This window comes from Anaerolineae bacterium, assembly GCA_025062375.1.
Lineage (GTDB): Bacteria > Chloroflexota > Anaerolineae > SpSt-600 > SpSt-600 > SpSt-600.
Window position 1 is genome coordinate 1 of record JANXAG010000045.1, and the last position, 12,600, is coordinate 12,600.

Consider the following 12,600-nt stretch of genomic DNA (forward strand, 5'->3'; position numbering starts at 1 on the left):
TTTAGGGGACACCCCCAAAGTCCCCCGTTGTAGGGCGATCAGAAGTTACAGACGAGGCGAACGAACCCGGAGAACCTGTTTTCTCTGCTCGATTATAGAAAGGAAAACCCAGAACCTCTTTCTTTGGTTTTTCAAAATTCGCCAACGGGACGGGCGCTTATAACACAGAATACTCCAGGAGTCCATCAATTTGAGCCACAATTTCCTGGTCGGTGAAGTGAAGGGCAGTTATAGCGTGAGCGGGACAGGTAGCAACGCAGGTCCCGCAGCCCTGACACAAAGCTGGATTAACTTCGGCTTTGCCCCGGATGTTGCGGGATATCGCCGAATAAGGGCAAACCGGAAGGCACTCTTCACAGCCCACACACGCCGCTTCATTCACAACGGCAACGGTGGGTGAAATGAGGACTTCTCCTTCGTTGAAGAGCTTCACTACTTCCATAGCCGCAGCTTCGGCGTGGGCTATCGTATCGGGGATGTCACGGGGACCCTGACAGGCACCAGCTAAGAATACGCCCGCCGTGGCGGTCTCTACAGGCCTGAGTTTGGGGTGAGCCTCCGCAAACCAGCCGTCCGGGGTTCGTCCCAGCCGGAAAAGTGCCGCCACCCGTTCAGCATCAGGCTGAGGTTCCATGGCTGTGGCTAAGATTACCATATCCACATCCACGAAGACCAGTTTCCCAAGGTTAGCATCTTCTCCCTTTACCCGGAGTTTGCCGTTAGGGAGAACTTCTACTTCAGCACCCCGGCCCCGGACAAAGATCACCCCCTCTTCCTGGACCCGTTCGTAAAACTCTTCGTAGCCTTTTCCAAAGGCCCGCATGTCCATGTAGAATTCGTAAACTTCAGCGCCAGTATATTCCCGCACTTGATGGGCATGTTTGAGGGAATACATGCAGCAGATACGGGAGCAGTAAGGGTGAGCATTCACATCCCTGCTTCCCACACAGTGGATTATAGCTACCCGCTCCGGTTTTTTCCCCTCGGCAGTGAGGATTTCCCCACCTGTAGGCCCCGTGCCGCTGACGAGCCTTTCAAATTGCAATCCAGTAATGATGTTGGGAGAAAGGCCATAGGAATACTGCGGAAGTTTGGCGGGGTCCCAAAGGGCAAAACCCGTCGCTACCACAATGGCCCCCACATTCAGTTCCAGAATCTGGTCCTGCTGTTCGTAATCAATGGCCCCAGCGGGGCAGAGCTTCTCGCAAGCTTTGCATCGGCCTTGGGTGAACCAAAGGCAGTTTTCCCGGTCAATTACAGGGATGTTGGGGACAGCCTGGGCAAACGGACGATATATAGCCTTTCGCTTGCCCATTCCCGCCTGAAAAGCGTTATCCACCACTTTGACCGGGCATTTTTCCTCACATATTCCACATCCGGTGCATAAGTCTTCCCGCACTGATCGGGCCTTCTTTCGGACTCTGACGGTGAAGTTGCCGATATAGCCAGATACGTCCTCTACCTCGCTGTAGGTCAGGAGGGTAATGTTGGGATGCCGACCGGCATCCATCATTTTGGGCCCAAGGATTCAGGTACTGCAGTCTAATGTGGGGAAAGTCTTATCCAGCTGAGCCATGCGGCCGCCGATGGAGGGCTCTCTCTCCACAAGATAGACCTGGTAGCCCGCATCGGCGATGGAGAGGGCGGCTTGGATGCCGGCAACTCCTCCGCCAACCACCAGAGCAGCCCTTGTGACAGGCTCGTGGCGGGGTTCAAGGGGCTGGTGAAAGGCAACCCTGGCTACCGCGGCCCGCACGAGCCTCTTGGCCTTTTCAGTGGCTTCTTCCCTATCTTTGGTAATCCAGGAAACATGTTCCCGAATGTTGGCTATCTCAAGATAATAGGGGTTAAGGCCGGCCGCCTCCAGAGCCCGCTGGAAAGTTATCTCATGCATCCTGGGAGTGCAGGAAGCCACCACAACCCGATTGATGCCCAGGTTGCGGATATCTTCCTGAATCAACAACTGGCCCGGTTCAGAGCACATATACTTATAGATCCGTGTTACTACCACCCCAGGAAGCTTGGAGGCCATCTCCGCCACAGCATTCACATCTACCGTGGCTGAAATATTAACCCCACATTCACAGACATAAACCCCAATTCGCAGCTTTTCCATAGCCAAACTCCTTATTTTGCTTTTAATTTCACCGGTGTAATGTGCCTGTGTAGACCCAGCACTTTCTCCGATAGACCGAAAGCCAGCCCTATGAGCTGGGGCAAATAAAGGACTGGAATGCGAACCCTTCGGCCCAGCAAAGCAGATACCTTATCCTGGTAAGCATCCAGATTCATATGGCACATCGGGCAAACGGTCACAATGCAATCCGCCCCCTCGCAAGCTGTCAGGATACTGCCTGTCATCGTCAGACCCACTTCAGGCTTTGTCATAAGGAGCGATGTTCCGCAACAGGAGGCTTCGTAAGAGTGGCGGTGAACCCTGACACCCAGGGCTTCCAGAATCGGAAGCATGGATGTGGGGCGGTGAGGGTTATCATATGGGCTGTAAGGGCGCACAGTCTGACAGCCATAGTAGGGGGCAACTGTCAGTCCCTCCAGCGAACGCTTTACCCTTGCCTTTATGGCTTCAGGCCCGAAGTCATTGGCCAGTACATCCAGAATGTGACGGACTGTCACCTTTCCCCGGTAAGTCAGGTTCTCTATCTCTAAAGCTTTGTTGACTTTATCCCGGAGCGCAAGGTCAGTGGCCAGGGTTATGAGAGTGCGGCGGAAATTAGTGTAACAGGCACTGCAAACAGTAAGGAGGTCCCGGCCATCAGCCTGCTCCTCTGCCAGTGCCAGGTTTCGGGCCGGAAGGACAAAGCCCAGAAGGTCGCTCATAACCGAAGCCACACTGGCCCCGCAACAGGTCCAGTCCTCCAGTTCTCTAACGTCCGCATCCAGAGCTTGAAGCACAGCCAGGGTGGAATCTTTGTATTCCAGCGCTGTTCCTTCCTGCGAACAACCAGGGTAAAAGAGATATCTCATCTTTTGCCCTCCAATTCAGCAACCCGAGCAAAAAGCCGGTCCAGGCGGCCTTCACCGCCCAGTTGGGGCAGCTCCAGGCGTATTTTCCCCCGTCTCAGCATCTTAAGGCCCAGGCCAGCGAAGCCCAAAGCCATTAGCGGATTGAAACTCAAGAAATAGCGGGCCATAAATTCCACCTCTCGCATCCGGCCGTAGCGCTGCATAACGGTGGAAAAGGCCCGGTAAAAGGCGCCACTCTGAGGGGAAGAGATGATGCCCCGCTCCAGCGCCAGCTCTTTCAGGCGGGTTATGGTTTCAGTAAGAGGGATGCCTCGTGGACAGCGGACATGGCATGTATAGCATAGGCTGCAGAGCCAGATGCTTCTGGAACGAAGCACCTCCTCAGCCATTCCCAACTGAACCAGCCGCCACATCCGGCGCGGAGAAAGATCCATCGCATTGATAGCCGGGCAAGAGGCAGAACATGTGCCACACTGGATGCAGGATAGCATTTTCTCCCAGCGCCCGGGGACGACTTTCTGAACAACTGCTCGGTCTAATACTGCAAGGTTAAGGGCTTCTTCCATGTTTTATTTCCCCCTATGGCTTTAGGACGGTGGCCAGATCGGCGGGGGTGACGCCAGGGCTTTCTACCCTCTGTTCGGAATAGAAGCGTGCTATAACCTCTTCCGCCTCTTCCACCCGCACCCCCACCAAGGCTTTCTCAAGTTCGGTTAATTTATCAGCCGGGTAAAAGAAAAAGTCGCCGGAAATAGACGCTTCGGCAATGACTCCTTCGTGGACTTCAACCGTAGCCCGGATCAGGCCACCGGGTGCTTTGTAGACCTTTTGCCACACTTCAACCCCGGAGCGGATTGTGACACCGCGCTCTGGCCGGGGTCTCCTTCGCAAATGCAACCACTCTTCGCTTAACATCCGTTCCCCCAAGCGGTCGGCCTCGGCTTGCCACTCAGGGTCAATTTCTCTTTCCACTTCCAGAGGTCCCAGAAGTTCAGAAAACTTCTCCGCCAGAAGGTTCCAGAGTTCATCCCTTGGCGGGATATATCCGAGCTCTCGCCTTATGGTCGTGAGGTTTTCCTGGAGGGTCTTGTAAACTTTATCCCTGAATTTCTCATCGGGCACCTTAAGAACCCGGACCATCATCTCGTAGTTAAAGTCCAGGATGAGGTTGCCCACAAAAACCACATAATCGCCTATCTCGGCTACACCTGTGCCTGAGATCTTGCGGTTGTGGGCTATAATGTCATTTACAGGCTTATATTCAGCGGGGATACCGATAGCCCTGTAGGTGGCGATGGGTGCCTGAAGGAACCGCCGGTAGAACTCCTCCCGACTTGCCGGGACCAGGGGATGGTCTTTCCTGATCACAAGCTGCCAGAAAAGCTGATCTCCATCCAGGTAAACCGCTCCTCCCCCTACTTCCCGCCGGAAAACAGGGATACCCTGCTCACGGCAGTAGGTCAGGTCCACATCCTGCTCGGCATCCTGAAAATAACCAATGCAAACGTAAGGGGAAGCAGGGGCGAGGAATATCAGCCCTTCCCGGTTCAGCCTCGGGAGGGCATGATATAGAAGCTGAGAATAATGCCATGGGACGGTCCCAAAGTAATAGAGCTTCATGTTTTTCACCTTTTGAGCACATCTTTGTACTTTTCGGCTTCGGCCTCAATAAAGGCTTTGAATTCGGGGGAATCGGCCCGCATCAGGTTAGCCAATTCAGCGGGGTTGGCCATTTCAATTTTCACCAGCCAGCCCCGGTCAAAGGGCGATTTGTTTATAAGATTCGGTTCCCATTCCAGCTCCTCATTGACCGCCACAATTTTCCCGCTAACGATGGCTGGGATGCGTCCCACCCATTTGCCGGATTCAATGGACATAAAAGTTTGTCCCTGGGTTACAGTTCTGCCAAGAGGGGGAATTTCCACGTAGACGATTTCCCTTGCCAACTTTTGACCGAAATCGGTGAGGCCCTGAGTGACCACATTCCCTTCAACTCGCCCCCAGCCATGCTTAGAGTCGTAATAGAGATCATCGGGGAACTCAAATCCCGCTATCTGCATGGCTCTCTCCTCGTTTTGGGCATGCATGACTTTTATACTACACACCAGAGCCTTTGTCAAGAAAAATAAGCTCAGGTTCGGGCACAAAATGGGAGGGAAAATCGTTTTGCTTCTGGACGAGTTTTCCGGCTTCAAAGGAGTTTTCATTGCTTCATGAGGGCCAAAAAGGTGTATAATTTTAAAGGCAAAAAACAGGGCGGAGGTTGGTCATGGTTTTCCCGGAAACTATCGTGGAAGAGGCTCTCAGAAAAATAAGGAAACATCTTGAAGAGGGTAATTGGGAAGCTGCTGTTGGGGTTCTGGAATCCCTCCGTCCTCCAGACCGGGCCGAAGTTATTTCGGAGCTTCCTCCAGAACACCAGGAAACAATCCTCCCCAAGATTGATGCGGGAATCTCCGCAGATATTTTAGAAGAACTTGAGGAGGAAGAAGCTCTCGCCATTGCTTCCCGCCTGAAACCCGAAGACCTGGCCCGTATCCTGGACAAAATGGAACCCGACGATGCTGCTGACCTGATAGGGGATCTGCCTCTGGACAAAGCTGCCGAAACTTTGAAAGCCATGAAGGAAACCGAAGAGGTAGTTCCGCTTCTCCGATATCCTGACGACACTGCCGGCGGCAGGATGATTCCAGTACCCATAACTCTTAACTCCGAAATGACCGTTCAGGAAGCTTTGAAGAAATTGCGCCTCTATGCCCCTGATTCGGATGTCATTTACTATCTCTTTGTGGTGGATAAAGACCTCAAGCTGGTGGGGGTTGTAAGCCTCCGTAAACTTATAACGGCTGGCCTCCACGAGCGCATTGAAGATTTGATGGACCGCAATGTAATCTATGTCAACCATTTTGCTGACCAGGAGGAATGCGCCAGACTCCTTTACCGTTATGAACTTCTGGCCCTCCCGGTGGTGGATGATGAAGGCCACCTTCTGGGAATGGTCACCGCCAACGAAGTGCTGGACGTTATGACGGAAGAGACCACGGAAGACATTCACCTAATGGGCGGTGCTGGGCCTCTGAAGGAACCCTACCTCAATGCAAAGATTTTACCCATTATCCGGAAGAGATTCATCTGGCTCCTGCTGCTTTTCATAGCCGAGCTTTATACAGGTAGCGTCCTCAGACATTTCCACCACGAGATAGAAAAGGTTGTGGCTCTTACTTACTTTATCCCCCTGCTTATCGGTACAGGCGGAAATGCAGGCTCTCAATCTGCCTCCACTATCATCAGAGCCATGGCTTTGGGGGAAGTGAAGTTCAAGGACTTCCTGAAAGTTCTCCTCAAAGAATTTATCATAGGATTTATTTTAGGGTTGGGGATCGGGCTGGCTGGCTTCTTGAGAGGCATGACCTGGGGATCTGGATTACTCCTTTCCATCACGGTAGGCCTTGCGCAAATGTGCATAATTGTATGGGCCAACATTGTGGGCGCTTTCTTCCCGATGGTGGCTGCCAGAATAGGATTGGACCCTGCAGTACTCTCGGCTCCTTTTGTGACCACCCTGGTAGATGGAACGGGCTTGCTTATGTACATGCTCATCGCTAAAATCATTATGGGAATTTGAGCTATGGAAAAGCAGAGGGCAGCCTTAGCCTCCGTTATTGGAGGGGGGAGTTTAACGCTCCTCAAACTTATTACAGGGCTCCTCACGGGCAGCCTGGGGATACTGTCGGAAGCTCTCCATTCCGGACTTGATTTTGTGGCCGCTTTGATGGCTTTCTTTGCTGTCAGAATAGCGGATAAGCCACCCGATAGAACCCATCACTACGGGCACTATAAAGCGGAAAGCCTCTCAGCTCTGGCGGAAACTTTCCTGCTTTTCCTGACCTCCGCATGGGTTATTCAAGAGGCCATCGCTCGTTTGAGGGGAAAAGATGTAGAGTTAAAGGTTACAGCCTATTCCATCGCCGTTATGGTCCTCTCAATAATAGTGGCCTCTTTCCTGAGCTTCATCCTCACCCGGACCGCTCAAAAGTACCAGAGCCAGGCCCTCAAAGCCGATGCTTTGCACTACACAAGCGATATCTTTAGCTCCACAGTGGTCCTGATGGGTTTGGTTATGGCTAAATTTGGAATGGAGTGGGCTGACTCCATCGCTGCTTTGGTGGTGGCTCTCCTGGTGATAATAGCCGGGATCCGCCTGAGCCTTGAAGCCATAAACACTTTAATGGATCGCACCCCTGAGGGCCTTGTGGAAAGAATATTTCAGCAGGCCCTTCTGGTTCCAGGGGTGCTGGCGGTGAAGAGAGTGCGAGCCCGGGGGGCTGGAAATAAAGTTTTCGTGGACATTGAAGTGGGGGTGAAAAGGAGCACTTCTTTAGAAGAAAGCCACGCCATTGCTCAGGAAGTAGAAGAAGCCATTCACTCCCTCGTCCCCGAAGGGGATGTGGTGGTCCATACTGAGCCGATCGTAGAGGAGAATGAAAGCGTTTACGATAAAGTTCAGGCCCTTGCTTCCCGGGCAGGAATAAGGGCTCACAGCCTCAGCTTTCACCACTATGGACCCCGTAGAGTTTTAGAAATGCACCTTGAGGTTCCCGCCAGCTGGCCCCTTGATTTAGCCCATCGGGAAATAACAAAACTGGAAGAAAAGCTGGCTGAAGAACTTGAGCCCGATACGGATATCATCACTCACATAGAACCTCAGATGGAAAACGAGGCCTCGTCCCAATTGCTCCCCCTTCCCAGCCGCAAGCTCCTGGAAAGGGCCATAGAAGAAATCGGAGGGCAGAACGTCTACAGTATTAGGATTCACAGGCACGGGGATAACTACCACATTTCATTAAATATGAGCGTTGATCCAGCAAAATCTGTAGAGGAAGCCCATCGCCTGGCTGAAGAGCTGGAGAAAAAGATAAGGGAAAAGTTCCCCTCCATAAGCCGGATAATAATCCATACTGAGCCCGGTGGAGGAAAAGAGGGATGAGAGCTCTGGTAACCGGAGGTGCAGGCTTCATCGGTTCCCATCTGGTGGATGAGCTTCTGGCCCGGGGTTATGAGGTGGTAGTCTTGGATGACTTTTCGCAGGGCAATGAAGCCAATCTGGCTCATAATTTCTCTAATCCCTCCTTTCGCCTGGTCAGGGGGGATGTGACTGACGCCCCTCTTGTAGAACGCCTCGTCAGAGAGAGCGATGTCATATACCACCTGGCAGCCGTTGTGGGGGTCTACTACGTACTTCAGGACCCCTTGAGGACGATAAAGGTTAATGTGTTGGGGACAGAACTGGTGCTGGAGTTCGCTCACCGCTACCGGAAAAGAGTTCTGGTGGCTTCTTCTTCTGAGGTTTACGGGAAAAGCCGTAAGAGGCTGCTTAAAGAGAGGGATAACGGTATCTTTGGCCCGCCCGAGGCCTCCAGATGGTGCTATGCCCTTTCAAAAAGTCTGGATGAGCACATGGCTCTGGCTTACTATCGCTTGGGTTTAGAAGTTTCAGTAGTCCGATACTTCAATGCCTATGGCCCTCGCCTCGATCCGAGGGGTTACGGAAGCGTTGTTGCTCGTTTCATCTCCCAGGCTCTTGATGGAATACCCATAACCGTTTACGGTGATGGCTCCCAGACCCGTTCCTTCACCTACGTTAGCGATACAGTGCGGGGGACAATCCTGGCCGCTACCTTGCCTCAGGCTCTGGGGAAAATCTTCAACATCGGCAATGGGAGGGAGATCTCAATCCTGGAGCTGGCTCGCCTTATAAAAGAAAAGGCAGGTTCTCAATCCCCCATCATCTTTGTGCCCTACGATAAAGCTTATGGCCCAGACTTTGAAGAGGCCCCAAGGCGCCGTCCCGATACCTCCCGGGCGGAAAAGTTGCTGGGATTCAAGGCAGAAGTCTCTCTGGAGGAAGGGCTGGAAAGGACCATAGAATGGTTTAAGGAGAGGACAGGATGAAAAGAAGCAAAGTAGGAGTTCTGTGTGAGAAAATCCTCGAAGCCGGGTGGCTGGTTGCTGCAATAGTGGTTCCCCTTTTCTTCAACATTTATTCCCAGCGGGTTTTCGAACCCGACAAGCTCAGCCTTCTCCGATCCATCGCCCTGGCAATGGTGGCGGTCTGGCTCATAAAGTTAGCTGATGAAGGTTTGCACCTGGATAAACCCTTTACCCGGTGGGTGCAAGAAACCCCCCTGGTCATCCCTGCTCTGCTCCTGGCAGGAGTTTACCTGCTGGCTACCGCCGCATCCATTTCACCCAGGATAAGCTTCTGGGGCTCATACCAGCGCCTCCAAGGCACATATACCACCCTTTCTTACATGGTCATTTTCTTTATCACTCTGTTGCACCTGAAGCGCCGGGAGCAGCTGGAGCGCCTTATAACCGTCATAGTCATCACCAGCATACCCATATCCATCTATGGAATAGTCCAGCATATGGGGAAAGACCCTCTGCCCTGGGGTGGGGATGTGACAGCTCGTGTCGCCTCTAACATGGGCAATGCTATCTTCGTTTCCGCCTACTTGATCATGGTCTTTTTCCTCACCTTGGAAAGAGTGATAAAGTCTATGGGACTTCTCCTGAGAGAAGAGGGGCCAAAAGGCACCATAGAAGCAATAGCTGGTGGGGTATACCTTTTCGCCCTTATCGCTCAGTTGATGTGTATATTCTTCAGCCAGAGCCGGGGTCCGTGGGTGGGGCTTCTGGGAGGCCTCTACGCCTTCATGCTGATCCTTTTTGTGGCGATGCGGAACCAGGCTGAGCCAGGGCTTCTGAAAAAGGAGGAAGTGGGGAAAGCCGCCCTTTTCTCCCTCGCCAGCATACCGGCAGGTATCTTACCGGCCTACGGAGTTATGGCTTTCCTGAGGAAAGGGTTCCGCTGGCTCTGGCTCAGCTGGGTTTTCCAAACTATTCTGGGAATCCTTTTCCTCATCGTTTTCAACCTACCCAATACCCCTCTGGAGCCTTTGAGGCAGTGGCCATACATAGGCCGGCTGGGGCAGGTTTTTGAAATAGGAGGAGGCACCGGCAAAGTTAGAGTTCTCATCTGGGAAGGAGCAGTCAAACTCATCCTGCCCCACCAGCCCCTCTGGTCACCTACAGGAGGCTATGACGTTCTCAATCCCCTGCGGCCCCTCATTGGCTACGGACCTGAGACGATGCACGTGGCTTACATGCCCTTCTATCCGCCTGAGCTTGCCCACTACGAAGCTCGCACCGCTTCCCCTGACCGCTCCCACAACGAAACTTTTGATGCTCTGGTAACCACCGGCCTAATAGGGTTCCTGGTCTACATAACCCTTTTCGGAGGAATTTTCTACTACGGACTCCGATGGCTTGGCTTCATCCCGGATGAAAGGAGAAAAGGCCTTTTCCTGGGATGTTTAACCGGAGGAGGATTCTTGGGGCTCATCGTCCCCTACCTTGTAGAGAGAAGCTTACGCTTCTCAGGGGTTGGCATTCCCACCGGAATGATCGCCGGGTTAACTTTTTACACCATGTATTTTGCTCTCGCCGTCCACCAGGAAAGGCAGAAACCTATGGATTCCAATGCTATGCTTCTGGTGGCGCTCTTGGCCACCTTCATAGCGCACTTTATTGAAATTCACTTCGGCATAGCTATAGCAGCCACCCGTACCTACTTTTGGCTCTTTTTAGCGGTAATGATAGCTCTGGGCACAAGACAACTTGTATTGGAGAGAGCAGCCATCGCCCCTCAGCCCAGGAACAAGAAAGCTCGCCTCCAGCCTCCTCCACGTCCCATAGAACCATCTCCCCACTTTTTTGCTTTATCCCTTTCCCTCCTCATGGCCTTCATCCTTAGCACTATGCTCTTTGACTATACCACGAACCAGCTGGGCAAGACGGACCCTCTCTCCATTCTCGTGACTTCCCTGACATACCGGCTGAGCCAGGGGCGACCGGTGGTATCGCTGGCCATGTTCTGGCTTTTCTTCTTCACCTGGCTTGTGGGAGGAGTGCTCATAGCCTCTGTAACAGCCCTGGGTCGAGAGAAGCCAGACTTTGGCACAATGCTGGCGGCTTTCTTTATCTACTTTGGAGTTACACTGATTCTTCCCCTTATCTTTGGCCTCTACCATGCCTCTAACCTGGTGCCGGGGAAAAACGTGGTCAACACTATAACATACTACTACTTGACCGTTTTTGCTTACATCCTGCTGGTGGGCTTTTCCCTGATGGGGGAGCATCCTCTGCCTTCGCCCCTTGCCTTCCACTCCTTCAGGGTGGTCCCAGGGGTTCTCGTGAGCCTTGTGATAGTGCCTATGCTCATATATGCTACCAACCTGAACATTATAAAAGCCGACATTGTCTACAAGCAGGGCTTTTCTCTGGACAACATGGGACGTTGGAGTGAGAGCGTCCTGCTCCATTCCCAGGCCGTTAAAATGGCTCCTTCGGAGGATTATTTCTACCTTTTCCTGGGCCGGGCCCTCCTGGAGCAAGCCCGAGCCATTCAGGACCCAGCCCAAAGGGAGGCAAAGCTTAAAGAGGCCGAAGAAGTATTGATCCAAGCCCGCAACCTGAACCCCTACAACCAGGACCACACAGCTAACCTGGCTCGCCTCTACCGGAACTGGGCTGACCTTTCCCCCGACCCCCAGAAACGGCAGGAGTTTTTACAGAAATCCCTGGACTTTTACAACCAGGTCACTCGCCTAAGCCCCAACAGCGCTCACCTCCACAACGAAAAGGCTATTGTATACATGATGTTGGGGCAGGGAGATAAGGCCCTGGAAACTATCCAGTACTCCTTAGCCCTTGACAGCCTGTATGATCAGACCTGGCTTCTTCTCGGGGATTATTACCGGATGGTAGGCCAGTGGGATAAAGCTGCGGAGGCCTATGAAAAGGCTGTAAAAATTTCACCGAAGCTCATTCAGGCCTACAGTGCCCTGGGCTTCGTATACGCCCAGATGGGACAATGGGAAAAGGCTGTGGAGGCCAACAGGAAAGTGCTGGAACTTGCCCCGAACGACTACATAAGCCACCGGAACCTGGCCCTCCTCTACAACCAGATGGGCCTTATTGATCAGGCGATAGCTGAAGCACGGGAAGCCCTTAGGCTTGCCCCTCCTGCCGATAGACCAATCCTGGAAAGCTTTATCGCCCAGCTTGAACAGAAGAAAGGGGAGGGAGGAAAGTGATAAAGGACAGGGTTTCCGATAACGTTTACGCTTTCATCAGTGACCTTTACTATGATGTGACAGCAGGCTTCATAGCGACACCGGAAGGGGCGGTAGTGATAGACACCCTTCCGTTCCCTTCCGAGACCCTGGAGCTCAAAAAGGAAGTCCTCAGGGAGTGCCCGGAAGGGATAAAATTCCTCATCTTCACCCACTATCACGCTGACCATATCCTGGGTAGTTATTTGCTGGAAAGTACTGAGATCATAGCTCACAGAAGGACCAGAACCCTCCTGATACGGGAGGGGGCTAAAAAGCTCGCCGAAGCTAAAAGTATCCACCCTGAACTGGAAAATGCCTCCATAATCCTTCCCACCATCACCTTTACCGGAGCTATGACCATAAAGGTCGGTGAATTCAACATCCATCTCTTTGAACTTTTCGGCCACTCCCGTGATTCCATAGCTGTTTATATCCA

Annotated in this window: 11 protein-coding genes; 6 read left to right on the plus strand and 5 right to left on the minus strand. The window is 52.6% G+C overall.

Annotated features, from left to right (window positions below; all coding sequences use genetic code 11):
* Positions 1 to 157: 157 nt before the first annotated feature.
* From NZ653_09140 to NZ653_09160, 5 genes are read right to left on the minus strand one after another with little or no spacing between them, the layout of a single operon-like run.
* The gene (locus NZ653_09140; protein ID MCS7287285.1) at positions 158 to 2,116 is read right to left on the minus strand and encodes a CoB--CoM heterodisulfide reductase iron-sulfur subunit A family protein; all 1,959 of its coding nucleotides are present in this window, start codon (positions 2,114 to 2,116) and stop codon (positions 158 to 160) included.
* Between the two features lie 11 nt (positions 2,117 to 2,127).
* Positions 2,128 to 2,985 (minus strand): CoB--CoM heterodisulfide reductase iron-sulfur subunit B family protein, encoded by an 858-nt coding sequence (locus NZ653_09145; GenBank protein ID MCS7287286.1) that lies wholly within the window; start codon positions 2,983 to 2,985, stop codon positions 2,128 to 2,130.
* Positions 2,982 to 3,551, minus strand: a complete 570-nt coding sequence (locus NZ653_09150; GenBank protein MCS7287287.1) for a 4Fe-4S dicluster domain-containing protein — start codon at positions 3,549 to 3,551, stop codon at positions 2,982 to 2,984. Before NZ653_09150 ends, NZ653_09145 begins: the two co-directional genes overlap by 4 nt.
* A gap of 13 nt (positions 3,552 to 3,564) precedes the next feature.
* The gene (locus NZ653_09155) at positions 3,565 to 4,605 is read right to left on the minus strand and encodes a lipoate--protein ligase (protein ID MCS7287288.1); all 1,041 of its coding nucleotides are present in this window, start codon (positions 4,603 to 4,605) and stop codon (positions 3,565 to 3,567) included.
* 5 nt (positions 4,606 to 4,610) lie between these two features.
* Positions 4,611 to 5,045, minus strand: a complete 435-nt coding sequence (locus tag NZ653_09160; protein ID MCS7287289.1) for a glycine cleavage system protein H — start codon at positions 5,043 to 5,045, stop codon at positions 4,611 to 4,613.
* A 25-nt stretch (positions 5,046 to 5,070) separates the two neighbouring features.
* Here NZ653_09160 and NZ653_09165 point away from each other — a divergent pair, with 25 nt between their 5' ends.
* The 6 genes from NZ653_09165 to NZ653_09190 form a co-directional block, all read left to right on the plus strand.
* Positions 5,071 to 5,202: a hypothetical protein gene (locus NZ653_09165; GenBank protein MCS7287290.1), complete on the plus strand. Its 132-nt coding sequence runs from the start codon at positions 5,071 to 5,073 to the stop codon at positions 5,200 to 5,202.
* A gap of 52 nt (positions 5,203 to 5,254) precedes the next feature.
* Complete coding sequence (gene mgtE, locus NZ653_09170) at positions 5,255 to 6,610, plus strand: magnesium transporter (protein MCS7287291.1); 1,356 nt, start codon at positions 5,255 to 5,257, stop codon at positions 6,608 to 6,610.
* Between the two features lie 3 nt (positions 6,611 to 6,613).
* Positions 6,614 to 7,972, plus strand: coding sequence for a cation-efflux pump (locus NZ653_09175; protein ID MCS7287292.1), 1,359 nt, complete (start codon positions 6,614 to 6,616; stop codon positions 7,970 to 7,972).
* Positions 7,969 to 8,937, plus strand: coding sequence for a GDP-mannose 4,6-dehydratase (locus tag NZ653_09180; protein MCS7287293.1), 969 nt, complete (start codon positions 7,969 to 7,971; stop codon positions 8,935 to 8,937). The genes NZ653_09175 and NZ653_09180 overlap by 4 nt, the downstream gene beginning before the upstream one ends.
* Positions 8,934 to 12,143 carry a tetratricopeptide repeat protein gene (locus NZ653_09185; GenBank protein ID MCS7287294.1) on the plus strand — a complete coding sequence of 1,070 codons (3,210 nt, stop codon included), beginning with the start codon at positions 8,934 to 8,936 and terminating at the stop codon, positions 12,141 to 12,143. Before NZ653_09180 ends, NZ653_09185 begins: the two co-directional genes overlap by 4 nt.
* A partial coding sequence (locus NZ653_09190; protein ID MCS7287295.1) for an MBL fold metallo-hydrolase occupies positions 12,140 to 12,600 on the plus strand: 461 nt, incomplete at its 3' end. The genes NZ653_09185 and NZ653_09190, both read left to right, overlap by 4 nt.

Coding starts and splice junctions, on each gene's coding strand:
- NZ653_09175 (MCS7287292.1), top strand. CDS start 6,614: ATGGAAAAGCAGAGGGCAGCCTTAGCCTCCGTTATTGGAGGGGGGAGT.
- NZ653_09160 (MCS7287289.1), bottom strand. CDS start 5,045: ATGCAGATAGCGGGATTTGAGTTCCCCGATGATCTCTATTACGACTCT.
- NZ653_09150 (MCS7287287.1), bottom strand. CDS start 3,551: ATGGAAGAAGCCCTTAACCTTGCAGTATTAGACCGAGCAGTTGTTCAG.
- NZ653_09145 (MCS7287286.1), bottom strand. CDS start 2,985: ATGAGATATCTCTTTTACCCTGGTTGTTCGCAGGAAGGAACAGCGCTG.
- NZ653_09185 (MCS7287294.1), top strand. CDS start 8,934: ATGAAAAGAAGCAAAGTAGGAGTTCTGTGTGAGAAAATCCTCGAAGCC.
- NZ653_09165 (MCS7287290.1), top strand. CDS start 5,071: ATGACTTTTATACTACACACCAGAGCCTTTGTCAAGAAAAATAAGCTC.
- NZ653_09155 (MCS7287288.1), bottom strand. CDS start 4,605: ATGAAGCTCTATTACTTTGGGACCGTCCCATGGCATTATTCTCAGCTT.
- NZ653_09180 (MCS7287293.1), top strand. CDS start 7,969: ATGAGAGCTCTGGTAACCGGAGGTGCAGGCTTCATCGGTTCCCATCTG.
- mgtE (MCS7287291.1), top strand. CDS start 5,255: ATGGTTTTCCCGGAAACTATCGTGGAAGAGGCTCTCAGAAAAATAAGG.